The organism is Staphylococcus sp. AntiMn-1, from assembly GCF_001663395.1.
Taxonomy (GTDB): domain Bacteria; phylum Bacillota; class Bacilli; order Staphylococcales; family Staphylococcaceae; genus Staphylococcus; species Staphylococcus equorum.
Genome location: NZ_CP012968.1, coordinates 1,277,173 through 1,303,441, shown reverse-complemented (window position 1 = coordinate 1,303,441; position 26,269 = coordinate 1,277,173). Strand labels below are relative to the sequence as shown.

Sequence of the window (26,269 nt, the reverse complement as noted above, 5' to 3'; positions counted from 1 at the left end):
GTGAGACAGATAATCAAAAAGCTTTATATGTTTATCATTAGCTTATTAAATTTAATTTATAATAAAAAAAAGCTGAAGAATAATCATATCGTGGTCATGATGACATTTGCAGAAGATGTATTGCCCATTGTAGAAGCGTTAAATAGAAAATTATATAAAATTACAGTAATAGGTAACGAAGAAAATAGAAAATATATACAACAATTTGAAAATGTGACATTTCTACCTGCAGGTAATAAAAAAGTATTTCAACATATTAAAGCATTAAGCACTGCCAAGGTGATAATAATTGATACGTATTATTTAATGTTTGGTGGTTTCAAGAAAAAGACGAATCAGACAGTGATTCAAACGTGGCACGCTGCTGGTGCACTTAAAAACTTTGGGCTCCAAGATCACCAAGTGGACTTATCGAATAAACCAATGGTCCATCAGTATCAAAAGGTTTACCGAGCAACAGATAAATATTTAGTTGGTGGAGAACCTATGGTCACTTGTTTTAAAGATGCATTTGAAGCCGCCGACGAACAGTTTTTAAAAACAGGCCTGCCAAGATTAGTACCTTATACATTATTAAATGTTGAAAAAAGACAGCAAGAGCTTAAGAAACAATATGGTATAGAAGGAAAAGTAGCAGTATATGTGCCGACATATAGAGAACATAAGCAATCTAACCGTAATATTGATAAAGTGAATTTTGAAACTGCACTGCCGAACTATACTTTATTGAGTAAATTACATCCCTCTATAGCAAACGATAATCAAACAACGATTAACTTGCAATCTCTGATGATTATGGCAGATGTGATTATAAGTGATTATAGTTCATTGGCAATTGAAGCAAGTATTTTAGATAAACCTACATTATTTTATGTATACGATGAGAAGCAATATGAAAAGGAACGCGGTTTGAATTCATTTTATTATGACATACCCGCCCAATATAAAGCTTATAGTGAAGATGAGTTAGTGCGTAAACTACAAGAAAATAGTATAGTATGGTCTCCACTATTTGAAACTTGGCATGAGTACAATGCTAAAGATAGTTTAACGCAAGTCATTCGCTATATAGAGGAAATGGTGAAACTATGAAAATATCAATAATAATTCCTGTATATAATGCAGCAAGTACAATTCGTAGAGCGATTGCATCGGTAGATACGAAACAAAATTATGAAATTATCTGTATCAATGATGGCTCTACCGATGAGAGTAGAACAGTTCTAGAGCAATTACAAAAAGAGTACCCAAATATTACGCTAATTAACCAGGAGAACAAAGGTGCAGCTGCAAGTAGAAATAAAGGACTTGCGCATATGACTGGTGACGTATTTATGTTTTTAGATGCTGATGATGAATTTTTAACGAGTAGAATTGATTTTATGGCAGATTTTTATCAAAAAGCGGAAGATGTGGATATCGTTTTAGGTCAAATAGCTAAAGGTAAACATGGTGAGTGGCAACCAATATATACGCATCAAGAAATTCAAAAGCTAGAGAAGGTAGAGTTAGCGCAATGTCCTGATATCATGCAGTCAATTGGTCCAGGTGGGAAAATGTTTAGTGCACAGTTTGCTGATTTAAGATTTGATGAAGACGTTGTTTTTTGTGAAGAACATTTTTTTATTATAACAGCATATAAAAAGGCGAAAAAAATTCAATTATTACCTAATATTGTATATGGATACAATGAAATAGAAGGATCTGTTACAAATCAACGTGCAGAACAGTTTGAATCTTACATGTTAGATGCTTTAAAAGTAAGAACACGTGTAATGGACTTGTTGTCATCTAAAGATGAAAGAACGTATTATAGCTATCGAATGGATGAATTAATAGTAAGTTATTTACTACAAGCGTATATCGAAAAGAATAATGTGATTACTAAAAAATTATTAGATAGTGTAACAACATATATCAACGCAATGCAAAAAACAGATTACTCTGGTAAGGCTATGTTTAGAATAATTAAAGTAGTTGAGCAAGGGAGTAAAAAATGGAATAAAGCACTTTATCAACAATGGAGAGAAACACTATTAAGTGTTGGAATCGGTAGACCTAATTATTATCGTTTTAAAGTAGAAGTGCTGCCAAAGCGTGCAAAATCAAGAGGAAAGATGAAATTAAAATATTATTTAAAACGCTAAAAAATGACAGAATTCGTAAACTTTTGAGCAATATGCTATAATTTTTAAAAATGTAAATTTTAAATTAATATTCTGTAAAGGGAGATATACTTATGAAACGTGTGATTACTTATGGTACGTATGATTTATTACATTACGGACATATAGAATTATTGAGAAGAGCGAGAGAAATGGGCGATTACTTAGTTGTAGCATTATCAACGGATGAGTTTAATCGTGTAAAAAATAAAAAATCATATTACAATTACGAACAACGTAAAATGATGTTAGAATCAATTCGTTACGTTGATTTAGTCATTCCTGAAGGCGGTTGGGGTCAAAAAGAAATCGATGTTGACCGTTATGAAATAGATACATTCGTTATGGGCCACGATTGGGAAGGTGAATTTGATTTCTTGAAAGAGAAATGTGAAGTCATTTACTTAAATCGTACAGAAGGTATCTCAACAACTAAAATTAAAAAAGAGCTTTATGGTGACGCAGAAAAATAAAGTGAGTTTGATATAGATTTTTTGTCGAAGGCATCACTTTTTAAAACTGAATATTAAAGTTAACTAACCCAAGTCATCTCGTTTTTGTGTTTACACAAAATTGAGATGACTTGGGTTTTTATATTGAAAAAAACCACTTCCATATAAATTCATTTTAAATCGAATTTAATGAAAGTGGTTTTAAGTTAAATGTATTGAATAGGAGCAGTGCTATTCAACGAGCAAGACTAATTATTTACGTTTTGATTTTTTTCTGAATTTATCTAAAATGAGATAAACAATAATTGCAAGTGCAGTAATGATTAAGACCGTACCCAGCAATGTTAGTATTGGATGGTCATCCCATGATGATTGGACAACTGTAGTTGTTTTATGAACGAGTGGTTTTTTCACACTTACTGTTGGTGGACCATATTTATCAGAAATAAATTCTCGATCATAATCAACATGTATTTTGCCATCTTCCACCACGAGTTTGTAATCATTTTTATCAAACTCTTTTGGTAACACATCATAAAGGTCTTTTTCTACATAATACGTATCGCCATTAATTTCTTGTTCACCTTTAGATAATATCTTTTCACGTTTATATTGATCAAAAGACATATTCATTAAGGCGTTCCCAATCTTATTACGTTCTTTCTCTCCACCGAGCGACTTATAATCGCCGGCTCCCATGATAGCTTGATTAATTCTAAAACCATCACGTTCGGTTGTAATGGTGTGGTTGTAATCTGCGATGTCGCTTGAACCAGTTTTCAAACCGTCAGTACCTTCTAAACTCATATCAGCACCTTCAAGTGAATGATTGAAGGTGTAATAAGTAACGCCGTGTTGTGTAGGTGCAAGTTGTTTTGTAAAGTGTAGGATTTTTGGTGTGTCTTGAACTGCACGTTGTGATAAAATAGCAAAATCTTTCGCTGTTGATGTAGAACTCTGTTGATCTTTATATTTCTCTGGCGTAAAATCCTTTAACAGAGTGTTTTCTGCGCCTGTTGGGTTAACGAAATGAGTGTTTTTCATGCCTAGAGATTTTGCTTTTTCATTCATTGCGTCTGTAAAATCTGAAACATTACCAGAAACTTCTTTTGCTAAAATAAGTGCAGCAGCATTACTAGAGTTTGAGACTGTTATTTGAAGTAATTCTTTGATAGTGTATGTCTCACCTGGATATAGTTTCGTGTTGCTAATTTTTGGTAAAGTGGACATTCGATAATGATCTTCTGTAATTTTTACAGTATCATCTAAAGATAACTTTCCTTTATTGACTGCATCAAGTGTGAGGTGCATTGTCATCAGCTTGGTCATTGAAGCAGGGTACCAATCTTTATCCATCTGATACTGATAAAGAATTTGACCTGTTTGTGCAACATTAACTGCACCTTCTGGTTGGTAGTCTTCGGAAACACTTTGACCATATTGGTTTGCCGCTTGAGTAGGTGTTACTGTTTCTGCATCGGCAAAAGGTGTTATAATTGTACCAACGAAGAGTACAGTTATGATTGTCAGAATTAACTTTCTCATAATTACATTCCCTCTTAATATATTCAGTTTTAGTGCAATAGAAATATCTTAGCACATTTAGGTTAATAATAAAATGTTATAACAATGGTTTTTAGCCTTGTTGTGCTATAGATAAATGATTGTATGAAACCTTGTTGTGTGGAGTTGTATGCGTAACATCTGTATTACTATTATGGTGAACTGCTCATTTTCATTAAATAGTAACTGAATTTCAAAATAATTTTAGAAGAGGTAATAAACATGAAGCAAGAGAATCCATTGTTCTACTTATTTAAAAAATTATCTTGGCCAGTGGGGCTGATTGTGATTGCTGTAACAATTTCTTCATTAGGTAGTATCACAGGACTAGCCGTACCTTTTTTCACTGGTAAACTTGTTGATGAATTTTCTTTTGAAGATATTAACTGGATGTTCATTGCCGCATTTATAGCTATATTTATCATAAATGCGTTACTGAGTGGTTTAGGCTTATATTTATTAAGTAAGATTGGTGAACAGATTATTTATGCCATTCGCTCAGTCCTATGGCGACATATTATTCATTTGAAAATGCCATTCTTTGATCAAAACGAAAGCGGTCAATTAATGAGTCGTTTAACAGATGATACAAAAGTAATAAATGAATTTATCTCGCGTAAATTGCCCAATTTATTACCTTCATTATTAACAATTATAGGTTCGTTAATTATGCTTTTTATAATGGATTGGAAAATGACATTATTAACTTTTATCACAATCCCATTATTTATTCTTATCATGATACCTTTAGGTAAGATTATGCAAAATATATCTAAAAAAACGCAATCAGAAATTGCTAACTTTAGTGGTTTGCTTGGCCGCGTATTAACAGAAATGCGCTTAGTTAAAATATCAAGTACTGAAAAGCTTGAATTGGATAATGCGCATAAAAATTTGAAAGAAATTTATTTTTTAGGTTTAAAACAAGCAAAAATTACAGCTATCATACAACCTATAACTGGAATGATCATGTTACTTACGATAGCTATTATTTTAGGTTTTGGTGCGATTAGAATTTCTACTGGTGCGATTACGGCTGGAACATTAATTGCAATGATTTTCTATGTTATTCAACTTTCTGCGCCACTCGTTAATTTATCTACTTTAGTGACGGATTATAAAAGAGCAGTAGGTGCTAGTAGCCGTATTTATGAAATTATGGAAGAACCTACCGAACCACTGGAGTCAAATCAAGGAAGCGAAATCATTGATGGTAGCCTAACATTTGCAAATGTTGATTTTAAATATGGCGTTAAACCGATACTTTCAAATGTCTCTTTTGATATACCACCAAGCAAAGTAACAGCATTCGTTGGGCCATCGGGGTCAGGTAAAAGTACAATCTTTAATATTATAGAACGTATGTATGAAATTGAAGAGGGTCACATTACATATGGTGGTAAATCTATTTACGATATCTCACTAGGAGATTGGCGTGAGAAAATTGGTTACGTTATGCAATCTAACGCATTAATGAACGGTACGATTAAAGATAATATTTTGTACGGTATCAACCGTGAAGTGACAGAGGATGAGCTAATCCATTATGCACAGTTAGCCAATTGTCATGAGTTTATCGAACAATTTGATGATGGCTACGATACGATAGTGGGCGAACGTGGTTTGAAATTATCTGGTGGACAGCGTCAACGTATAGATATTGCACGAAGCTTTGTTAAAAATCCAGATATTTTATTACTAGATGAAGCTACTGCCAATTTAGATAGTGAAAGTGAACGTAAAATTCAGGATGCATTAGAAGAACTAATGGAAAATCGTACGACAGTTGTTATTGCACATAGACTTTCTACTATTAAAAAAGCAGAACAAATTATCTTTATTGATGGTGGAGAGGTTACAGGTAAAGGAAGCCATCAAGAATTAATGGAAAATCACGAAAAATATCAACAATTTGTACGCACGCAAAATTTATCAAAATAGTAAAAAGCGAAAAACACGTTTGAAAACCACATTGATGTATTCGCTTTCATAAGAAAATGCGGACATTTCCCGTTTGAAATTATGTTTCTCACTGTGATAATCGAATTATAAAATTGTTATTTTATATAAAGTCCATACATGCTATAATTATTGTGCATTATTAAGAAACGATGACTTGAAAAGTATATAACTAAATATATAAATAACTGAATTAACTAAACAGGGATAAGTAATATAAAAGTAAACACATTAAGGATTGTTATAAATGTGCCATTATCTGCTTTGACAATCATTTAATGTGTTTGCTTTAGTTATTCCGATACATAGCAACAAGTTACTTTTAGAAGTTCATTGTTATCATCGATTTAAAAAGGAATGGTGGGTGTATTATGTTTTTAGTGATTAACATAATTGGATTATTTGTTTTCTTAGGGCTTGCTGTACTATTTTCTAGAAACAAAAAAAATATCCAATGGAAATCGATTGGGATATTAGTCGTTTTAAATTTATTCTTAGCTTGGTTCTTTATGTCTTTTACTTGGGGAAAAACAGCTGTACAAGGTTTAGCAAATGGAATTTCTTGGGTAATTGATTCTGCCCATGCAGGGACTGGCTTCGCTTTTGCGAGTTGGGTAGAACCCGGCGCGATGGATATGGCAGTAAGTGCGTTATTTCCTATATTATTAGTTGTTCCATTATTTGATATTTTGATGTATTTCAATATATTACCAAAATTAATTGGTGCAATTGGCTGGGTATTAGCTAAAATTACGCGCCAACCTAAATTCGAATCATTCTTTGGGATAGAAATGATGTTTTTAGGTAATACTGAAGCACTTGCAGTATCAAATGAACAATTGAAACGAATGAAAGAAACGCGTGTACTAACAGTCGCAATGATGTCGATGAGTTCGGTATCTGGTGCTATAGTAGGTGCATATGTGTCTATGGTGCCGGGAGATTTAGTATTGACGGCAATACCATTAAATATCATTAATGCGATTATTGTGTCTTCGATTTTAAATCCTGTATCTGTAGAGGAAAAAGAAGATATTATTTACAGTATTCGCAATGATGAAATAGAGCGTCAACCATTCTTCTCATTCTTAGGAGATTCAGTTTTAAATGCAGGTAAATTAATTTTAATTATTGTTGCATTCGTTATCAGTTTTGTAGCACTTTCTGATTTGATTGATCGCTTTATCAACTTGCTAACAGGTATTATAGGTGGTTGGGCAGGTCTTAAAGGAAGCTTTGGCTTAGATCAAATATTAGGTGCATTCATGTATCCATTCGCATTACTGCTTGGTTTACCGTGGGATGAAGCATGGATTGTAGCACAACAAATGGCGAAGAAAATTGTAACGAATGAGTTTGTAGTAATGGGGCAAATTAAAGATGTAATAGATTCTTATTCTCCTCATAGACGAGCTGTTATTACGACATTCTTGATATCATTCGCGAACTTCTCAACAATCGGTATGATCATAGGTACTTTAAAAGGTATTGTTGATAAAAAAACATCAGACTTCGTATCTCAATACGTACCAATGTTATTACTTGCAGGTATTTTAGTGTCATTAATGACTGCAGGGTTTGTAGGATTGTTTGCTTGGTAAGAAGTTGTAGATAAAATATAGTTTCAGAATGCCAACAAAGTCGGAGACTTTGTTGGCATTTTTCTATGCACGCTTTTACAACAAGTGGTTTATCAATTTTCTAAAATTATAGTCAATAAAACTTTGTGGGTAGTATTTACGTTTTTGAAAATACTTCATAGTTTAACATTTCACATAAAAATAAAGCCAAGTAAATGAAGTGAGGAGACACATTCATCATTACTTGGCTTTTACGGGAAATGAATTAATTATATACTAATAGTAAGGACTAGGTACCATTAATATACTCGAGCAAAAATTGTTTTGTTTGTTACTATAAACAACACAAAGGAGATGGCTTCTTATTGGCTATCAATAAGAAGATAGATTTTATTATAGCAAAGGAATGCGCTAAAGTAAACCGAAAATTCAGAATTTTTAAAAATTGAAAAAACTTAATTTTATAATTCGCTTTATAATTGCTTTTTGAATATAATTTTCATGTGCTTTTATGCTGGTGGATGTTGTGGTATTGGTCATTTTTTGCTAACATTCAATTGATTGAAGCAAATACAAGGGGGTCGTGTAGGTGAATAAAACAGTACGTGATTTAATATTAGTCCTATTTGGATCATTTGCATTCTCGGCAGGGGTAAATACATTTATTATATCTGCTGATTTAGGTGAAGGAGGAGTGACTGGTTTAGCAATCGTACTATACTATGCCTTTCATATTTCTCCTGGTATTACCAATTTTGTATTTAATGCTGTGCTTATTGCAATTGGTTATAAATTTTTAAGTAAAAGAAGTATGTATTTAACGATTGTGGCTACAATATTAATATCGATATTTTTAGAATTAACAGCAAGTTGGCAAATTGAAACTGGAAATATATTAGTTAATGCGGTATTTGGTGGTCTATGCGTTGGTTTGGGTATCGGTGTTATTGTACTTGCTGGTGGTACAACAGCTGGAACAACGATTTTAGCAAGAATTGCTAATAAATATTTGGATATAAGTACACCATATGCATTGCTATTCTTTGATTTAATTGTAGTAGCAATTTCACTAACAGTAATTCCAATTTCTAGCGCGCTAGTAACAGTTATTTCATTATATATTGGTACGAAAGTAATGGAATATGTAATAGAAGGTCTAAATACGAAGAAAGCAATGACAATTATTTCAAGCAATCCTGACGAAATAGCAAAAGTCATTGATGAACAAGTTGGGCGTGGACTGACTATTTTAAATGGTAGAGGTTATTTCACTAAACAAGATAAAGATATACTTTATGTTGTAATTACTAAAACACAAGTTACCAAGGCGAAGCGTTTGATAAGAAATATAGATGAGGAAGCCTTTTTAGTTATTCATGATGTGCGTGATGTTTATGGTAATGGTTTCTTGATTGATGAACATTAACTTATTTTAAAATATAAGTGCTTGAAATATAAATAAAGATTTTTTACTGCCATGAAGTCTCCTGACCTCATGGCAATTTTTTTAGTACGCCTTTTGCGGTCACAGCTTAAACCTGTGATTTATGGGTTTTGTTAGATTATCTAGATAGCTGTCTGGTGGATATTGAAGTTATTATACTAATGGTGAAACAACTAGTTATTTTTACCGTAATTTAACATTATATAAGATTATAAAAGGGATATTGTCTCTTTTTAATGTATATTAAATTAATCAAAAAGAGCGTTAAAAAGGATGAGATTTAATAGTCATAATATATAAAAAATGATATAATACCATCTGTGATAATGATTATCATTTGTTAAATTGAATTAATGATATTTACGATGAATTGAGACAAATTAAATGTAAAAACATATATAGTACATTATGCTTATTTATATAGGAAGAAGGGAATTTATGAGTCGCTTAGAAGGAGAACAAGTTACTATCGGTTATGGGGAAAATGTAATTGTTGAAAACTTAGATGTCCATATACCTGACGGTAAAATCACATCAATTATAGGGCCGAATGGTTGTGGGAAATCGACATTATTGAAAGCATTATCGAGATTATTACCTATTAAAAGTGGCGAAATTAAGTTAGATGGTGGGAACTTACACGCACAAGCAACCAAAGATATTGCCAAAAAAATTGCGATTTTACCACAATCTCCTGAAGTTGCGGATGGTCTTACAGTGGGAGAGTTAGTATCCTATGGACGTTTCCCTCATCAAAAAGGATTTGGACGTCTTTCAGCAGAAGATAAAAAAGAAATCGATTGGGCGTTATCAGTTACAGGCACATATGAATTCAGACTACGTCCTATTAATGATTTAAGTGGAGGCCAGCGTCAAAGAGTATGGATAGCTATGGCATTGGCACAACGTACAGATATAATCTTTTTAGACGAACCCACGACGTTTTTAGATATTTCACATCAATTAGAAATTTTAGAGTTAATTACACAATTAAATAAAGAACAAGGTTGTACTATTGTTATGGTGTTACATGATATTAACCAAGCGGTGAGATTTTCAGATCATTTAATCACTATGAAAAATGGAGATATTATTGCTAATGGTGAGACTGAAGACGTATTAACTAAAGAAATTTTAGAAAAAGTATTCAATATAGATGTTGAAATTAGCACGGACCCAAGAACAGGGAAACCTATGCTAGTGACGTACGATTTATGTAGAAAAAGTTATTCGGAAGTTTAGAGGCTAATGATGACCACAAAGAAAAAGGGTAAGTTGAATTTTACAACTACATTTATAATAGTGTTTATATTACTAGTAGTTGCTTTAATTGTGTCGATTCTATATGGAGATGCAAAAATCCATATATCTACTATATTCGAGGCAATCTTCAATTATAATCCTAAAAACCAACAGCATAATATTATAAGTGAAATACGTATTCCAAGAGATCTCGGAGCAATCTTAGTAGGGGTTGCCTTAGCAACTTCAGGCGCTGTAATTCAGGGTGTTACTAAAAATGGTTTAGCAGATCCAAGTTTAATTGGTCTAAATGCTGGTGCCTCATTTATGTTGGCGCTTACCTTCGCATTTTATCCATCTGCACCATTCATCATATTGATGTTAGCAGGCTTTATTGGTGCACTCATAGGTGGCTTTTTCGTTTTAATGATAGGAAGATCAAGAAGCGATGGCTTTAACCCGATGAGAATTATATTAGCCGGAGCAGCAGTTAGTGCGTTACTAACAGCCTTAAGTCAAGGCGTAGCGCTATTATTTAGATTGAACCAAAGTTTGACGTTTTGGAGTGCTGGCGGCGTATCTGGAACAACATGGAATCAGTTGATGTGGGCAGCACCTTTTATTTTGGTGGCGCTTATCATTATGGTTAGTATGAGTAAACAGTTAACGATTTTAAATTTAGGTGAAACATTGGCTAGAGGCTTGGGACAGAATGTGGCGTTTACACGTGCTATCACTTTAATTTTATCTATGGTGATGGCTGGTGTAGCTGTTGCTATGGTAGGCCAAATTGCATTTGTTGGCTTGATGGTGCCACATATTGTGAGATATATAGTCGGTACAGACTACGCCCGTGTTATTCCACTCACAGCATTGGTTGGTGGCTTGTTGATGCTTGTGGCTGATACGGTTGCACGTATGTTAGGTGAAGCACCAGTTGGAGCTATTATTTCCTTTATAGGTGTACCTTACTTCTTGTATTTAGTTAAAAGAGGAGGTCGCTTCTCATGATAGATCCAAAACTGAGACATAAACAATGGTTAACAATGGTGATTCTGATCATACTTGTACTGCTAGCTTGTGCGTGGAGTATGACTTCAGGTGAGTATAAAATGTCGATAGGTACATTTTTCAAGACTTTAGTTGGTCAAGGCGCATATACCGATACATTGATATTAATGGAATTTAGAATGCCACGGATGATTATTACGATTTTAGCTGGTGCAGCATTAGCTATGAGTGGTGCGATTATCCAAAGTGTTACCAAGAACCCATTAGCTGAGCCAGGTATATTAGGAATTAATGCAGGTAGTGGTTTCGCCATAGCGCTATTTATGGTTATAGGAAATGTAGATGCTGGAAATTTTGTCTACGTACTACCAATCGTAAGCATGATTGGTGGCATCTTAACAGCATTTATCATCTTCTCATTTAGTTATAATAAAGGCGAAGGAATTACACCTGCAAGTATGGTACTTGTTGGGGTAGGTATGGCTACTGCGTTAAGTGGTGGTTCAATGACTTTAATGTCCACATTTGATGAAGCTCAGTCAGAGTTTATTGCATCTTGGCTTGCCGGTAATATATGGGGAGATGAATGGGCATTTGTCATTGCATTTATACCATGGGTTCTCATATTGATTCCATTTTTATTATTTAAGTCTAATGTTTTAAATTTATTAAATACACATCAACATATAGCTCAAGGTGTAGGTGTAAAAATTGGCAGAGAACGCATCGTATTATTGCTTGTTGCAGTTATATTATCTTCTACTGCTGTTTCGGTAGCTGGTTCAATTGGCTTTATTGGCTTATTAGGACCACATATTGCTAAATCGATTGTTGGTCCAAGACACCAACTCTTTCTACCTATTTCAATATTAATAGGTGCATTTTTACTTGTGTTAGCAGATACGTTAGGACAAGTGATATTACAACCTTCAGGTATCCCAGCTGGGATTGTGGTCGCAATCATTGGTGCACCTTATTTCTTATATTTAATGTATAAAACCAAATCAGTATAAATTAAATGAAAAAGGAGCTTGGGCATAATTATATGTCTCAAGCTTTTTTATTTAAATATTTTTGATAATAATTTCAAAAGAAATCATTATCAATTTTCATATGTTAGCGTTTGCATTCATGTGTAGGGTATACTATAAATGAACATTCAAATTAGGAGGTCATCTCTATGAAAAAACTAATTAAAGATAAAACACAATTTTTAACAGATATGTTGGACGGACTTTCGTTAACGAATAATGAAATTGGAGTCATTGCAGATACTGTTGTTGTAAGAAAAGATAAGAAAAAGCAAGGCGTTGCTCTAGTTTCTGGTGGTGGAAGTGGTCACGAACCTGCACATGCTGGCTATGTAGCAGAAGGTATGCTCGACGCCGCTGTTTGTGGTGAAGTATTCACATCACCTACACCTGATAAAATTCTAAGTGCAATTAAAACAGTTGATAATGGAGACGGTGTTTTACTTATAGTGAAGAACTATGCTGGTGATGTTATGAATTTTGAAATGGCACAAGAAATGGCAGAGATGGAAGACATACAAGTGGCAACAGTCATTGTTAAGGACGATATTGCAGTAAGCGATGATGAAAAAAGAAGAGGCGTTGCTGGTACAGTATTAGCACATAAATATGCAGGTTATTTAGCAGACCAGGGTGAGTCATTAACTAACATTAAAGAAAAAGTAGACCAATTTTTACCAAGTGTTAAGACGTTGGGAATGGCTTTAACTGCGCCAATGGTACCGACAACTGGGCAATATGGATTTGATATTGAAAGTGATGAAATGGAAATCGGTGTAGGTATCCATGGAGAAAAAGGATTATCTAGAGAAAAAGTAGAAACTGTAGATCAAATTGTCGAACGATTAATTAAAGCTTTAATGGAAGAAGTAAGCTCAGAAAAACTTATCGTTATGGTGAATGGTATGGGTGCTACACCATTATCGGAACTTAATATAGCAGCAAAATATGTAGCAGAAAATTTCCAAGAGAAGCACATTGATGTTGTACATTGGTTTGTGGGAGATTATATGACTGCATTAGATATGCAGGGCTTATCCTTAACATTAGTCCCATATACTGAAGAAGTGTTAACAGCATTAACTCAGTCTACAGCAAGTCCTTACTTTAATTAATAGTTGATTAGTCATAGATACGATAAGGAGTTGAACGCAAATGAATGTAAGTGAATTAAAGGAAAGATTAATTAATTTAGTAGAAGTGTTTGAAGAAAAAGAAACATTATTAACAGAATTAGATCGAGCAATAGGCGATGGCGACCATGGTGTGAACATGGTTAGAGGATTTAAAGCATTACCAGAGAAAATAGATGATAGTTCCATGCAAAATTTATTGAAGTCTACAGGTATGACTTTGATGTCTAATATTGGTGGCGCTTCAGGTCCATTGTATGGTTTTAGTTTTGTGAAAATGTCTCAAGTTGTTGGTGATGAGTTAGACGCCACAAACTTAAAAGAAGTATTGAATTCTTTTTCTGAAGCGATTAAGCAAAGAGGTAAAGTTGAATTAAATGAAAAAACGATGTATGACGTTATAGAACGTGCAAATGAAGCGGTACAACAAGGCGAAACTTTAAATGCAGATGTACTACAAACATACGCAGACGAAACAAAAGATATCGTTGCTACAAAAGGAAGAGCATCGTATTTTAAAGAAGAATCGAAAGGTCACATTGACCCAGGTGCACAGAGTAGTGTTTATATATTAAACGCATTGATTGGAGATGAATAATTATGACGAAAATTGTAATTGTGAGTCATAGCGAAGATATTGCAAACGGTACAAAAGCATTATTGGAACAAATGGCAGGAGATGTTTCAATATTAATACAAGGTGGCGTTGAAGGTAAAATTGGAACATCTTACGATCATATTCAAGAAATGATTAATGATTTAGACGATGATGCACTTTGTTTCTATGATATTGGCTCCGCAGAAATGAACTTAGATTTAGCTATTGAAATGTATGAAGGTAAGTATCAAGTAGTAAAAGTCGATGCACCAATTGTTGAAGGTAGTTTTACAGCTGCTGTTAAATTATCAGTAGGCGGTTCTATCAAAGAAATTGTCGAAGAATTGAAACGCAATTTCGGATAAAAATTCACTTGTTCATACCGATAGATTATTGATATAGGTTAGGTAATTATAATATTATAAGGTCTTCAATTAATATGGCAAAAAGATTCATTTTTATATGAATATATAAATGGTATGTGGTAGAATAGAACCTAACTGTTATAGAAATCTGGATACCTAGGAGGACATTGCCATGAAAGATTTAATACAAAAGCATGTCTTAAACGGCGAATTCGAGTCAGTAAAACGTTTAATGTCCCAGACAGATTTTATGGAATTTGAAGAGGCTTACATTTCAAGTGCACATGAAGTAGAAAGCGTCATGTTTTATACATGTATTTTAGATATGATGAAAGTAGAAGAAACTGCAGAAATGCATGATTTGGCTTTTCTATTATTAGTTTATCCATTAAGTGAATTACAAGGTGCATTGGATTCAGCTTATTATCATGCAGAATCATCCATAAAACTTACGGACAGTAAAGAAGTGAAAAGTTTATTACAAATGTTATTGTTACATGCAGTTCCCGAACCAGTCATTTCTGATAAGAAAGCATTTGATGTGTCTCGACAAATACTTAAATTAGATCCGTCTAATAGTGTTGCGCGTAATGTGCTTAAAGAAACGGCTAAACGTATGGATAATGTCGTTGTAGACTTCAATGAATTAAATCGCTATAAAAATGCACATTAATTAACATGCTTAGCAATAAAACATATTTAACCGAAAAGCTCAGTTTTTAATTGAGTTTTTCGGTTTTTAATTTTGTTTTTCTATAAAAATTTATTAATTATAATATACATAATAAATTTTCACTGAGATTATAGAAATACAGCGACGATTTAAATGCTATGACATGTAGTTAACTTGAAAGCAATAAAAAATCAAAAAAATTTAGAATTTTAAAATGGTGATAATAAGTGTATGGTAAATGTATAAAAATTCAAAAACAAAAGCTTTAATCTGTTTTAAACCCGCTAATACAGAGTTTTAATTTATATTTAAAAATTAAAGTGAATTTTTAAATGTATGTAAATTCACTAGATGATTAGTGTAAAAAATAATTAATAGTGTTAATTTAAAATTTGTCGTGTTGCAAAATAATGACAGTGCGTTATAATAATTCAATGTGTTAACTTAAGAGGAGGTTATAAATCACATGGGCTTGAATAAAGAAGCTATAAAAATTGGTTTCGCTTATGTTGGTATCGTAGTAGGTGCTGGCTTTTCAACGGGACAAGAAGTAATGCAATTCTTTACTCCTTATGGGCTTTGGTCGTATCTAGGAGTTATTATATCAGGATTGATATTAGGGTTTGCAGGTCGACAAGTTGCTAAGATTGGTACTGCATTCGATGCACAAAATCATGAATCCACTTTAGATTATTTATTCGGTGGTGTATTTAGTAAGATTATTGATTATTTACTTATCTTCTTCTTATTTGGTATCTCAGTCACAATGATTGCAGGTGCAGGATCAACGTTTGAAGAAAGTTTTGGCATACCAACGTGGTTAGGTGCATTAATTATGGTGATTGCTATTTATATTACATTATTAATGGACTTTAACAAAATTGTACGTGCATTAGGTATGGTAACGCCATTCTTAATTATTTTAGTTGTTATCATTGCAATATTTTACTTATTTAATGGAAATATTTCCTTTGCAGAAGTGAACAAAACAGTTCCAGAGGCGAGTATTTGGAAAGGTATTCTTTACGGTATTATTTATGGTGGATTAGCATTCGCGGTTGGTTTTAGTACAATTGTTGCAATCGGTGGCGATGCTTCTAAACGAAAAATATCTGGTGCAGGTGCGTTATTTGGTGGTGTTGTATACACAATATTACTAGCGCTTATCAACTTTGCATTACAATCAGAGTATCCAACAATTAAAGAGGCTTCGATTCCAACACTAACGTTAGCAAATGAAATTAATCCATGGATTGGTTTGGTATTATCGATTATTATGTTAGCAGTTATGTACAATACAATTCTTGGTTTAACGTATTCGTTTGCTGCAAGATTTACAGAGCCATATAGTAAAAATTATCATGTGTTTATAGTTGCAATGGTGCTCGTAGCTTATGCATTAAGTTTCGTAGGTTTCGCAGATTTAATTAACTTCTTATATCCAATCATGGGTGTAATTGGCTTAGTTGTAGTTATTGCAGTACTTATTAAATACTATTCAAGAAAAAATCAAAATAAAGATCACATAGCGTAATTGTGATGAAATAAAGTATATAAATAAAATCAGGATATAAATCCTAGATTTAATAAATGGCTGTTAGAATCCTATTGGATATCTAGTAGCCATTTTTTGTTTTAAAATATGATATTAACTTATATAGAGAAAATTTTATAATTATTAATGGTAGTTTATTAATTTGGTTTTAAAATAAAGAAAATAGCAGTTTTGTCTAATATAATCGTTCAAATAAATACTACTACGTACTAATTAATTATGATACAATGCATGCGAAAGGGAAGGTCGAGCATGAAGAAAAAACATAAATGGACAATTATCGCTATTGTTGTTTTTGTTATCGTTGCAATTGTGATTGCAATATTACTAAAGCAACAATATGACCGACAAAATGCCCAAGAATTTAACGAAAAAGTACAAATTAATAATGAAAATGTAAATGCATTTACTAATATAACTTATAGTAGTGGGATACCCAATAGCCGCTTAGATATTTTAACACCTACTGAATTAGATCAAGATAATAAATTGCCTGTCATTTTTTGGTTACATGGTGGAGGATTTATTGCAGGAGATAAACAATATAAAAACCCGTTATTATCAAAATTTGCTGAACAGGGTTATATTGTAGTGAATATTAATTATGCACTTGCACCTGACTATAAATACCCGACACAGTTAAAACAAATTGATCGCGCAGTTCAGTTTATCAAACAGAACAAACATGAGTTACCTATAGATTTTGATCAAGTTGTTTTCGGTGGTGATTCAGCAGGTGCCCAATTATCCAGTCAATTTACAGCTATCCAAACAAATGAATCATTACGAGAAGATATGGAGTTTAATCAACAATTTGAACCAGATCAAATCAAAGCAGCAATCTTTTTTGGTGGCTTTTATGATATGAAAACCGTGAAAGAAACAGAATTTCCAAGAATACAGCTCTTTATGGAGAGTTACACTGGTAAGAGAGATTGGGAACAACAATTTAAATATATCAGTGAAATGTCTACGATAAACCAAGTGACAAAAGATTATCCACCAACATTTTTATCAGTAGGGGATGCAGATCCATTTTATAGTCAAAATATTGATTTTTATAAAAAACTAAAAGAAAAAGATGTTCCAGTGGATAAACTGTTTTATGATGGATCACATAATTTAAGACATCAATACCAATTTCATATGCAATTACCAGAGTCACAGCAAAATATGAAAGATACGTTGAGTTTCTTAAGTAGAAACACAAGTGCTTCTGGTGTAGAGAGGGAATTAAAACCTGAATCAAAAAATCCTGATGGGGTTCAATTGAATCCTTACTAATGTGTTAAGTTAGCTCGAAGTAATAAAGTTATATAAATAAATTCAAAAAACAGCTTATAGATCTCCTGTAATGGATACTATAAGCTGTTTTTAGTTCTAGTCTTCTTTGTCAGACTTAATTCATATAACGAAATGTTATTAGAAAAATTAGATTTCTGTTCTATTCCAATTTATTAATTTATAATTAAACTATAATAGTGAAACGTTTAATATATAAACATTGAGGTAGACTAAAGTAATAACTTAGACATTATATATTTATTGAAATAACGTCCATCGATATAAAGTTTATCTCGAAGTTCGCCGTCAATCTGATATCCAGCAGCTTTAAATAAAGCTACTGCTGTTTCATTTTCAGGGACTACAGAAACTTCGATTCGGCGAATGTTATGGTTTAAACACCACGCTTCAATAGAATTAATAAGTGATTGACCAAGTCCTTTTTCTCGATAGTGTCTAATAACACCCATGGAAAAATTGGCTTCATGACGTGTACGTTCAAATTTTTCAGTTGTTACGATTGAAAACCCAACAAGTTCACCATTACTTTCGGCAACATATATTGCATTGGACGGTGATGTTATATAATGTTCCAAGTTTGAAACAGCATCACTGTTAGATGGAGCATACTCACCAGGATTATATATTAAATATTCAGATTCATCATAGATAGTAGTTAATAATTTTACAAATGGATCTATATCATTGATACCAATTTCACGAATTTGATGAACCATAAGTGTCCACTCCTTATTTCTATTTTGCTGATACTCAGTTATAGTATAACTTAACATCATTAGCATGATTTTACTAGGAGATATTTGAATTGGGCCAAATTAATATAAAGGAAGTATAACTATGAAACCTAATATTTTATTAGCAGGTGTAACAGGCTATATAGGAAAAACTTAATACAATCCATTAAAGATGACGCAACGCTTTTTACGATGTCGAAATATCCTAAAGAAGATGAGTTTCAAGAAGTAACATGGTTAAAAAAAGATATTTATAATTATAATGATGTCCTTGAGTCAATGGAAGGTATGGATATGGCCATCTATTATTTAGATCCAACCAAGCATTCAGCAAAGCTGACAAAAGCAACAGCTAGAGATATGAATTTAATTGCTGCTGATAATTTTGGGCGTGCGACGGCTAAAAAAGGAATTAAAAAAATCATTTATATTAGTGGTAGTCGCTTTGATAATGAGTCGATAGAGCGATTGTCAGCGTATGGAACGCCAGTCGAAAAAACAGAAGTAAAAGTTTCTCGACCTCATGTTGCAGTGGAGTTACAAGTTTCAAAGTATGATGATGTACGCAGTGCACTTAATGTACAACTGCCAATGAACTGGACCTTAAATCAGATGGTGGAGTATTATTTTGATTGGTTAAATAAAACTAAAGGAACGATGCTACATACTTATAATGAGGGCGATAATTTTGTTGTTTATATAAAAGATAAACGCAATCCAATACTTGTACTTCATAAAACGATAACAGAAAGTGATATGATTACATTGAATTTAGTAGGTGGATCGATAGTGAAACCGAATTTAACGAAACAAGGAAAGTTAGAATTTCGAAAACTGGAAGGTACACAAACTGTAATTGTTCATTTATATGATTATATTCCTAAACTCATTTGGCCGGCGTATTACTTGTTCCAATCGCCATTTCAAGATTTGATGATGAGAGGATTTGAAATAGATTGTCGTATTAAGCATTTCAATGGTCGTATACAGTCAGGAGAAGAAATAAAATATACTAAATAATTGAAAAGGTGATCATGTGGACATTTTATTAGTAGAAGATGATATGACATTATTTAAAGAACTGAGCGAAGAATTAGAGCAATGGGACTTTCAAGTGCATGGCATCAGTGATTTTAATGATGTTATGTCAAAGTTTGAAGCAGTGAATGCTGCAATTGTAATTATGGATGTTAAATTGCCTAAGTATGATGGTTTTTATTGGACTCGAAAAATTAGAGAGGTCTCCAATACACCTATTCTTTTCTTATCTTCACGCGACAATCCAATGGATCAAGTTATGAGTATGGAATTAGGCGCAGATGACTATGTCCAAAAACCATTTAATACGAGTGTACTTATTGCCAAACTACAAGCTATATATAGACGTGTTTATCAATTCAGTATTGAGGAGAAGCGTGTATTGTCTTGGCAAGAAACGACTTTAGATTTATCTAAAGACAGCATTAGTAAAGGTGATGCTCAAATCTATTTATCTAAGACTGAAATGGTTATTTTAGAAATGCTAGTGAAAAAGCAAAATCAAATCGTTACTAGAGATACTTTGATTACAGCATTGTGGGATGATGAAGCATTTGTAAGTGATAACACGTTAACTGTAAACGTGAATCGTTTAAGAAAAAAATTAGCTGATATTGATATGAATGATGCGATTGAAACTAAAATAGGCAAAGGGTATATGGCGCATGGCTAACATTAAATGGTTATTAATTTTCCTTCGTTCTCGATTAAATTGGATACTTTGGCTCATATTATTACATTTCATTTTTCTATTTATCGCATATTTAGATTACGATATCAGTGTAAGTAGTATTTTTTATATTATTATTTTGAATTTAGGAATCTCAGTGATTTTTTTGTTATATACATATATAAAGGAAGTAAAATTTTTCAAACACTTGTACAATAACCTCGAGCCTGAAGAACTAAAACATAAATCTCTTGCTGATACTCCCTTTCAACAAGAGATGGTAAATTATTTATATAATCAAATTACTAGTCAGAAAAGGTTAGTTACAACTCAAAAACAACAAATTCAAACAACTGAAGCGTCATTAACTGATTTTGTGCATGACATTAAGACACCAGTAACAGCAATGAAGCTACTTATTGAAAAAGAGCGAGATGTAGAGAGAAAATACGCCTTGCTTTATGAGTGGTCGAGAATTAATGGAATGTTAGACAGACAATTATTTTTAACGAGATTAGAGTTTCAAAATAATGATTTATACTTTGAACATGTAGCATTAAAACGTCTTATTATAGAAGAAATACAAATCACAAGGTATATTAGTCAATCTAAAGGCATTGATTACGATCTTGATTTTGAAGCGGACTACGATGTCTATACAGATACAAAATGGTGTCGGATGATGATAAGACAAATTTTATCTAATGCCATCAAATATAGTGAGTATAGTACAATTCACATTAAAGCCCATATAGTTAATAAACATATAACACTTGAAATTATAGATGAAGGTAGAGGAATTAGTAAGAAAGATTTGCCGAGAATTTACGATAAAGGATTTACTTCCACTGCTTACCGTAATGAGACTACTTCATCGGGCATTGGTTTATATTTAGTAGGTAACGTTAAAGACAAATTAGGAATACGAGTAGATATCACTTCCGAAGAACAAATAGGAACAAAGGCTACATTTATGTTTCCTAATCAAAATGAACTTATTGCAAGACTATCTGAAAAGCATTGATAAAGTCTTACGGCTTTTGGAAGTAATTTGTGTACACTTTCCGTCAGCACAGTCTCATCTGGGAGTCTTTGACTAGTGCTTTATTAACTAAGATGGACTTGAGCCCAATCACTTCCATTTTCAAAGAAAAGAATACAATTAATCGTAATTGTCCTTGTTCTGAAGCATTGAAGTTTTTTAACTTTCAATGCTTTTTTATTATGAATATAAAACGTTAATTATGGAATTCGCCAATTTGAAATGGGGACTATAATATATTTTACAAGATTATATTTTAAAAGAATATTTTATTCTTACAAGTTCTAAATGTTAAGAGATTGTAAATTTAATTGTGGAATTGTAAATTTTGTGCTATTTTCATATAAGGACAAATCAACATTTGCGAGATTTTTTAACCGGTATAGAAGCAAAGACTCATTTTCATGAAGGTAAGGGCACATTAAGTAATGAAATGATGAGTGAATTGTAAATCTTGCCAATTTTAATTTGTCTTAAAAGAGTTTTGATTTTTTAAATTTATTGAAGCTGATTGGAAACAGTCGCTGTAAATGGAGGATTTTTTGGATGTTTAACAAGAAAAAAGATAAGTTCATGGTGCAACTTGAAGAAATGGTCTTTAACTTAGATCGAGCTGCAATTGAGTTTGGGAAAATGGATTTTAATACGCACTTAGATCTGAAAGCTTATTCAGACAATATTAAAAAATATGAATCACACGGTGATGAATTAATGCATCAAGTGATTTCCGATTTAAACCAGACCTTCATCACACCAATTGAACGTGAGGATATCCTTTCATTATGTAATGCAATTGATGATGTTTTAGATGCAATAGAAGAAACGTCAGCGATGTTTGAAATGTATTCAATTGAATATACAGATGAATATATGGCTGAATTTGTTGATAATATCCAAAAAGCTATTACAGAAATGAAATTAGCTGTTGGTTTACTCGTTGATAAAAAATTATCTCATATGCGTATTCATTCTATTAATATTAAAGAATTTGAAACAAATTGTGATGGCATTTTACGTCAATCAATCAAACACATTTTTAACAGTGAAACAGATCCAATAACGCTTATTAAAATAAAAGAAATTTATGAAAGCATGGAAGAAATTGCAGATAAATGTCAAGCTGTAGCGAATAACTTTGAAACTATAATTATGAAAAATAGCTAAGGAGTCCTAACTAATGGAATATATTTTAATCATCACAGTAGCTATTGTTATTTTTTCACTTATCTTTGACTTTATCAATGGTTTTCATGATACAGCCAATGCTGTCGCTACTGCTGTTTCAACTCGTGCATTAACGCCTAGAACTGCTATTATATTAGCATCAGTTATGAACTTTATTGGTGCATTAGCTTTTACTGGAGTTGCAGGTACAATAACTAAAGATATTGTAGACCCATTTAAATTAGAAAATGGGCTTGTTGTGGTGCTGTCGGCTATCATTGCAGCGATTTTTTGGAACTTGCTTACTTGGTTTTATGGTATACCGAGTTCATCTTCGCATGCGTTAATTGGTTCCATTGCAGGTGCAGCTATCGCATCTCAGGGGTCATTTGCCGTATTACACTATGAAGGTTTTACAAAAATCATTGCTGTTTTACTTATATCACCAGTAATTGCTTTTTGTGTAGGTTTCATTATGTATTCAATTGTTAAAGTCGTATTTAAAAATGCAAACTTAACAAAAACAAATAGAAACTTTAGATTCTTCCAAATTTTCACAGCGTCGTTACAATCATTTTCACATGGTACCAACGATGCTCAAAAATCAATGGGTATTATTACATTAGCTTTAATCGTAGCTAACTTACAACCAAGTGGTACTGTTGAACCACAATTGTGGGTTAAAATTGCCTGTGCTACTGCTATGGGGTTAGGGACAGCTGTTGGTGGTTGGAAAATCATTAAAACAGTTGGTGGCAATATAATGAAAATTCGTCCGGCTAATGGTGCTGCGGCAGATTTATCATCTGCTTTAACAATCTTTGTAGCATCTTCATTACATTTTCCGTTATCAACGACACATGTTGTTTCTTCATCTATTCTAGGTGTAGGTTCATCTAATCGTATTAAAGGTGTGAAATGGAATACTGCACAACGTATGATTGTTACATGGGTTATTACAATGCCGATTTCTGCAATTGTTGCTGCCCTTGTATATTTCGTTGTGAATATCTTCCTGTAAGTAGGCATGGTATAGCATGATTAGCGTTTGAAATAATAAAAGAGTTTGGACGTGATTGTCTATTCTCAAAAATAGGAACACCAAATTATTACTTTTTATAATTTGGTGTTCCTTATTTATTGACATCAGTGGCGTTGTTATGAGCATTTTATAAGTTATATTAACAAGAGGTAGTAAAGATATTTGTACGCTCATAAGACGACTGAGTGAGCTTATGAATGATATTATATGTAATTTTCTTTAAAATTTTTCAAATTAAAAAGCAGTTAGAGTTCTAAAGAGAAGTCTAACTGCTTTTTATTCAATATTATATTCATAGATTAATGAATATAATTATAGCTTGAAGCTTGTGAAGCTGGGATTGTACGATAATCCACTGTCCCTGGTGCTGTATTATAATTCATTTCTGAAATTAAAATACTACCATCTGGATTAACTTGTTCTACATAAGCCACGTGACCAATAGGGCCTTCGTAATTTTGCATAATTGAACCAATGCTTGGTGTATTATTTACAGTATAACCATCTGCTGCTGCATTGTTTGCCCAATGATCAGCGTTCCACCAATATGTGCTGATTGGTTTGCCAGTCTCAGCTCTACGATTGAATACGTGCCACGTACATTGACCCCAATCGTATAGATTAGCATCACTTGCTGATGAACTACCTGTATTTGGATTTGGTGTTGTTGTACCACCAGAACCGCCAGAACCACCAGTTGCACCTGGAATTGTTAACGTTTGATTAGGATAGATTATGTATCCACTCAAATTGTTTGCTGATATAAGTTCATCTACTGAAACACCATAATTATTGGCAATGATGTTTAGTGACTCACCAGATTCTACAGTATGCGTTGAACCACCAGATGATTGTGAAGAAGAGTTTGAACTTGAGCCTTGCTCTTGTGAACCACTTCCACCAATTTCAATAACTTGTCCCGGAAATACGATATTGTTATTGATATCATTACTTTGTTTGATTTCATCTACTGATACACCGTATTGTTGTGAAATTGTCCAAAGTGACTCACCAGATTTTACTGTGTGTTGTGTTGATGCATCGGCTTCATGATTGGAAATAACCGCTGCAGCGCCTGAAGCAGCTGTTACTGCAAATGCTAACTTTTTCAAAAAGAACTCCTCCTTCAATTCCTATATATCCCAAAAGCAGATATGTATTAAATATATGTGATAGTTTCTTTAATCTCAATTCACGTTCCATACTATCAAAAATCAGGTGTTTTGTGGGTGTTGTTATAAAGATGTAATATTATTAACATTTGAGTACAAAAAGGATGAAGTGCCTTTAAGACGTTTCTTGTGCGATTTATAAGACATTATAAAGAGATAATTGTATTGAACTTTTTCGTGTTTGTAACAATTAAGTTGCTTGTAGTTATAAATAAATAGACTCAGCTAAAGAGATTTGGAAAATTATGTGGTTCATGTTTGGTATTGTTTGAAATAGTGAAAGTTAAAGTATTACGCTTATTGAAAGATTATAGTATGTTATTAATGTTATTATAATATTCAAGTATTTAAATATTTTTTTATAGTTAAGGAGTGAATCAATTGGCTGAAACTGCACAACATATAAATAAGCATAAACAACAGTCTAAAGATAAGTCTAAGTCTCATGCTTACGGAAAAGTATGGCTCTTTTTTGTCTATTACTGGATTATTTTTGGCATTGGTTGTTACTTCGGACAATACTTGCCGTTGGAATGGAGAAGGCCTTTATCTTTCGTGTTACTTGGTTTAGTTCTTATCACCGTTATTTTTAACAGAGCGCGTAAATATGGTTTAGTAATTTCTCACATATATGCAATTGTAGTAGGATTGCTATCATTCGCAACATTTACGACATATATGCAAAATTTAGGACCTGAAGTATTCTATAAAAATGTGACTCTTGCCATTGCAGGATTTATGGTGTTTGGTATTATAGGCTTTTTTGTAATTGGCAATGCCGCAAGTATGGGTAAATACTTATTTGTAACATTAGTAGCCCTAATTGTTGCAAGCTTGATTGGTATGTTTATTCAAAATTCATTGTTCCACACGATTATTACTGTGGTAGGTCTATTATTGTTCCTGCTTTACACCTTATACGACTTTAACCGTATGAAACGGGGTCAATTCTCACCAAGAGAAATGGGCTTTAATTTATTCATCAATTTATTACACATTATAAAATACGTTTTAAGACTAGCGAATAAATTTAGAAGATAAAGTATGAAGTAATTACAGTTAAAGTACTTGGTTTTTGATAGTTAATTATTTAACATGTTAACACCCTTAAAGTAGATTTTAGTAATCAACTTTAAGGGTGTTTTTAATATAGCAATTATATAGTGATGACACGATTTAAAAAAGAGCAATCTAATTAGTTCTTATTATAATTTAGTTAAATTAATGAAAAAGTGTTGACAAATTTAAATATTTTATTCAAAATTGCGTAAAGATAAAAGTATGTTGATTCAAATAAAAAAATATAAAAATAAAACAGTGTTATTTTTGTA

The 26,269-nt window shown here is 32.5% G+C and carries 23 protein-coding genes and 1 pseudogene; 21 read left to right on the top strand and 3 right to left on the bottom strand.

Features of this window, described 5'->3' with window-relative positions:
* The 3 genes from tarB (at position 1) to tagD (ending at position 2,638) form a co-directional block, all read left to right on the top strand.
* The gene (tarB, locus tag AOB58_RS06410) at positions 1-1,092 is read left to right on the top strand and encodes a teichoic acid glycerol-phosphate primase TarB (RefSeq protein WP_031266024.1); all 1,092 of its coding nucleotides are present in this window, start codon (positions 1-3) and stop codon (positions 1,090-1,092) included.
* Positions 1,089-2,147 carry a glycosyltransferase family 2 protein gene (locus tag AOB58_RS06405; RefSeq protein WP_021339379.1) on the top strand — a complete coding sequence of 353 codons (1,059 nt, stop codon included), beginning with the start codon at positions 1,089-1,091 and terminating at the stop codon, positions 2,145-2,147. The genes tarB and AOB58_RS06405 overlap by 4 nt, the downstream gene beginning before the upstream one ends.
* A 92-nt stretch (positions 2,148-2,239) precedes the next feature.
* The gene (gene tagD, locus AOB58_RS06400; protein WP_021339380.1) at positions 2,240-2,638 is read left to right on the top strand and encodes a glycerol-3-phosphate cytidylyltransferase; all 399 of its coding nucleotides are present in this window, start codon (positions 2,240-2,242) and stop codon (positions 2,636-2,638) included.
* Positions 2,639-2,869: 231 nt separating this feature from the next.
* On the opposite strand, the gene pbp4 is transcribed toward tagD, so the two are convergent.
* Positions 2,870-4,162 carry a penicillin-binding protein PBP4 gene (gene pbp4 / locus AOB58_RS06395; RefSeq protein ID WP_021339381.1) on the bottom strand — a complete coding sequence of 431 codons (1,293 nt, stop codon included), beginning with the start codon at positions 4,160-4,162 and terminating at the stop codon, positions 2,870-2,872.
* Positions 4,163-4,402: 240 nt separating this feature from the next.
* Here pbp4 and AOB58_RS06390 point away from each other — a divergent pair, with 240 nt between their 5' ends.
* From AOB58_RS06390 to AOB58_RS06335, 12 genes are all read left to right on the top strand, one after another.
* A complete protein-coding gene (locus tag AOB58_RS06390) occupies positions 4,403-6,121 on the top strand; it encodes an ABC transporter ATP-binding protein (RefSeq protein ID WP_064783124.1) in 1,719 nt (572 codons plus the stop codon).
* A gap of 389 nt (positions 6,122-6,510) precedes the next feature.
* Positions 6,511-7,740, top strand: a complete 1,230-nt coding sequence (locus tag AOB58_RS06385; RefSeq protein WP_021339383.1) for a NupC/NupG family nucleoside CNT transporter — start codon at positions 6,511-6,513, stop codon at positions 7,738-7,740.
* Between the two features lie 568 nt (positions 7,741-8,308).
* Positions 8,309-9,145, top strand: a complete 837-nt coding sequence (locus AOB58_RS06380) for a YitT family protein (RefSeq protein WP_021339384.1) — start codon at positions 8,309-8,311, stop codon at positions 9,143-9,145.
* 456 nt (positions 9,146-9,601) lie between these two features.
* Positions 9,602-10,405 (top strand): ABC transporter ATP-binding protein, encoded by an 804-nt coding sequence (locus AOB58_RS06375; RefSeq protein ID WP_002508383.1) that lies wholly within the window; start codon positions 9,602-9,604, stop codon positions 10,403-10,405.
* Positions 10,406-10,414: 9 nt separating this feature from the next.
* The gene (locus AOB58_RS06370; RefSeq protein ID WP_002508382.1) at positions 10,415-11,416 is read left to right on the top strand and encodes a FecCD family ABC transporter permease; all 1,002 of its coding nucleotides are present in this window, start codon (positions 10,415-10,417) and stop codon (positions 11,414-11,416) included.
* Positions 11,413-12,429: a FecCD family ABC transporter permease gene (locus AOB58_RS06365; protein WP_002508381.1), complete on the top strand. Its 1,017-nt coding sequence runs from the start codon at positions 11,413-11,415 to the stop codon at positions 12,427-12,429. Before AOB58_RS06370 ends, AOB58_RS06365 begins: the two co-directional genes overlap by 4 nt.
* Positions 12,430-12,596: 167 nt before the next feature.
* Positions 12,597-13,562: a dihydroxyacetone kinase subunit DhaK gene (gene dhaK, locus AOB58_RS06360; protein ID WP_021339385.1), complete on the top strand. Its 966-nt coding sequence runs from the start codon at positions 12,597-12,599 to the stop codon at positions 13,560-13,562.
* 40 nt (positions 13,563-13,602) lie between these two features.
* Positions 13,603-14,178: a dihydroxyacetone kinase subunit DhaL gene (dhaL, locus tag AOB58_RS06355; RefSeq protein ID WP_021339386.1), complete on the top strand. Its 576-nt coding sequence runs from the start codon at positions 13,603-13,605 to the stop codon at positions 14,176-14,178.
* 2 nt (positions 14,179-14,180) lie between these two features.
* Positions 14,181-14,543, top strand: a complete 363-nt coding sequence (gene dhaM / locus AOB58_RS06350; RefSeq protein ID WP_064783123.1) for a dihydroxyacetone kinase phosphoryl donor subunit DhaM — start codon at positions 14,181-14,183, stop codon at positions 14,541-14,543.
* Between the two features lie 172 nt (positions 14,544-14,715).
* Positions 14,716-15,216, top strand: a complete 501-nt coding sequence (locus AOB58_RS06345) for a hypothetical protein (protein ID WP_002508377.1) — start codon at positions 14,716-14,718, stop codon at positions 15,214-15,216.
* A gap of 466 nt (positions 15,217-15,682) precedes the next feature.
* Positions 15,683-16,750 carry a YkvI family membrane protein gene (locus AOB58_RS06340; protein WP_021339388.1) on the top strand — a complete coding sequence of 356 codons (1,068 nt, stop codon included), beginning with the start codon at positions 15,683-15,685 and terminating at the stop codon, positions 16,748-16,750.
* A 273-nt stretch (positions 16,751-17,023) separates the two neighbouring features.
* The gene (locus AOB58_RS06335; protein WP_064783122.1) at positions 17,024-18,055 is read left to right on the top strand and encodes an alpha/beta hydrolase; all 1,032 of its coding nucleotides are present in this window, start codon (positions 17,024-17,026) and stop codon (positions 18,053-18,055) included.
* Between the two features lie 230 nt (positions 18,056-18,285).
* Here the strand turns inward: AOB58_RS06335 and AOB58_RS06330 are convergent, their stop codons facing one another.
* On the bottom strand, positions 18,286-18,792 hold the full coding sequence (locus tag AOB58_RS06330; RefSeq protein WP_064783121.1) for a GNAT family N-acetyltransferase: 507 nt from the start codon (positions 18,790-18,792) through the stop codon (positions 18,286-18,288).
* A gap of 121 nt (positions 18,793-18,913) precedes the next feature.
* Here AOB58_RS06330 and AOB58_RS06325 point away from each other — a divergent pair.
* The 5 genes and pseudogenes from AOB58_RS06325 to AOB58_RS06305 all read left to right on the top strand — a co-directional run bounded on the left by AOB58_RS06325 (position 18,914) and on the right by AOB58_RS06305 (position 23,745).
* Positions 18,914-19,830 (top strand): annotated as a pseudogene (locus AOB58_RS06325) (3-beta hydroxysteroid dehydrogenase).
* Between the two features lie 16 nt (positions 19,831-19,846).
* On the top strand, positions 19,847-20,521 hold the full coding sequence (locus AOB58_RS06320) for a response regulator transcription factor (RefSeq protein WP_002508372.1): 675 nt from the start codon (positions 19,847-19,849) through the stop codon (positions 20,519-20,521).
* The gene (locus AOB58_RS06315; protein ID WP_064783120.1) at positions 20,514-21,542 is read left to right on the top strand and encodes a sensor histidine kinase; all 1,029 of its coding nucleotides are present in this window, start codon (positions 20,514-20,516) and stop codon (positions 21,540-21,542) included. The genes AOB58_RS06320 and AOB58_RS06315 overlap by 8 nt, the downstream gene beginning before the upstream one ends.
* Before the next feature lie 564 nt (positions 21,543-22,106).
* On the top strand, positions 22,107-22,724 hold the full coding sequence (locus tag AOB58_RS06310) for a DUF47 domain-containing protein (RefSeq protein ID WP_064783119.1): 618 nt from the start codon (positions 22,107-22,109) through the stop codon (positions 22,722-22,724).
* A 13-nt stretch (positions 22,725-22,737) separates the two neighbouring features.
* A complete protein-coding gene (locus tag AOB58_RS06305) occupies positions 22,738-23,745 on the top strand; it encodes an inorganic phosphate transporter (protein ID WP_002508369.1) in 1,008 nt (335 codons plus the stop codon).
* A 320-nt stretch (positions 23,746-24,065) separates the two neighbouring features.
* On the opposite strand, the gene AOB58_RS06300 is transcribed toward AOB58_RS06305, so the two are convergent.
* Positions 24,066-24,878 carry a LysM peptidoglycan-binding domain-containing protein gene (locus AOB58_RS06300; RefSeq protein ID WP_064783118.1) on the bottom strand — a complete coding sequence of 271 codons (813 nt, stop codon included), beginning with the start codon at positions 24,876-24,878 and terminating at the stop codon, positions 24,066-24,068.
* A gap of 441 nt (positions 24,879-25,319) precedes the next feature.
* Between AOB58_RS06300 and AOB58_RS06295 the strand changes: the two genes are divergently transcribed.
* Positions 25,320-25,979, top strand: a complete 660-nt coding sequence (locus AOB58_RS06295; RefSeq protein ID WP_064783117.1) for a Bax inhibitor-1/YccA family protein — start codon at positions 25,320-25,322, stop codon at positions 25,977-25,979.
* Positions 25,980-26,269 lie beyond the last annotated feature (290 nt).

Coding starts and splice junctions, on each gene's coding strand:
- AOB58_RS06405 (WP_021339379.1), top strand. CDS start 1,089: ATGAAAATATCAATAATAATTCCTGTATATAATGCAGCAAGTACAATT.
- AOB58_RS06345 (WP_002508377.1), top strand. CDS start 14,716: ATGAAAGATTTAATACAAAAGCATGTCTTAAACGGCGAATTCGAGTCA.
- pbp4 (WP_021339381.1), bottom strand. CDS start 4,162: ATGAGAAAGTTAATTCTGACAATCATAACTGTACTCTTCGTTGGTACA.
- AOB58_RS06365 (WP_002508381.1), top strand. CDS start 11,413: ATGATAGATCCAAAACTGAGACATAAACAATGGTTAACAATGGTGATT.
- AOB58_RS06375 (WP_002508383.1), top strand. CDS start 9,602: ATGAGTCGCTTAGAAGGAGAACAAGTTACTATCGGTTATGGGGAAAAT.
- AOB58_RS06310 (WP_064783119.1), top strand. CDS start 22,107: ATGTTTAACAAGAAAAAAGATAAGTTCATGGTGCAACTTGAAGAAATG.
- AOB58_RS06330 (WP_064783121.1), bottom strand. CDS start 18,792: ATGGTTCATCAAATTCGTGAAATTGGTATCAATGATATAGATCCATTT.
- AOB58_RS06315 (WP_064783120.1), top strand. CDS start 20,514: ATGGCTAACATTAAATGGTTATTAATTTTCCTTCGTTCTCGATTAAAT.
- dhaM (WP_064783123.1), top strand. CDS start 14,181: ATGACGAAAATTGTAATTGTGAGTCATAGCGAAGATATTGCAAACGGT.
- dhaL (WP_021339386.1), top strand. CDS start 13,603: ATGAATGTAAGTGAATTAAAGGAAAGATTAATTAATTTAGTAGAAGTG.
- tagD (WP_021339380.1), top strand. CDS start 2,240: ATGAAACGTGTGATTACTTATGGTACGTATGATTTATTACATTACGGA.
- AOB58_RS06335 (WP_064783122.1), top strand. CDS start 17,024: ATGAAGAAAAAACATAAATGGACAATTATCGCTATTGTTGTTTTTGTT.
- AOB58_RS06305 (WP_002508369.1), top strand. CDS start 22,738: ATGGAATATATTTTAATCATCACAGTAGCTATTGTTATTTTTTCACTT.
- AOB58_RS06390 (WP_064783124.1), top strand. CDS start 4,403: ATGAAGCAAGAGAATCCATTGTTCTACTTATTTAAAAAATTATCTTGG.
- AOB58_RS06340 (WP_021339388.1), top strand. CDS start 15,683: ATGGGCTTGAATAAAGAAGCTATAAAAATTGGTTTCGCTTATGTTGGT.
- dhaK (WP_021339385.1), top strand. CDS start 12,597: ATGAAAAAACTAATTAAAGATAAAACACAATTTTTAACAGATATGTTG.
- AOB58_RS06385 (WP_021339383.1), top strand. CDS start 6,511: ATGTTTTTAGTGATTAACATAATTGGATTATTTGTTTTCTTAGGGCTT.
- AOB58_RS06370 (WP_002508382.1), top strand. CDS start 10,415: ATGACCACAAAGAAAAAGGGTAAGTTGAATTTTACAACTACATTTATA.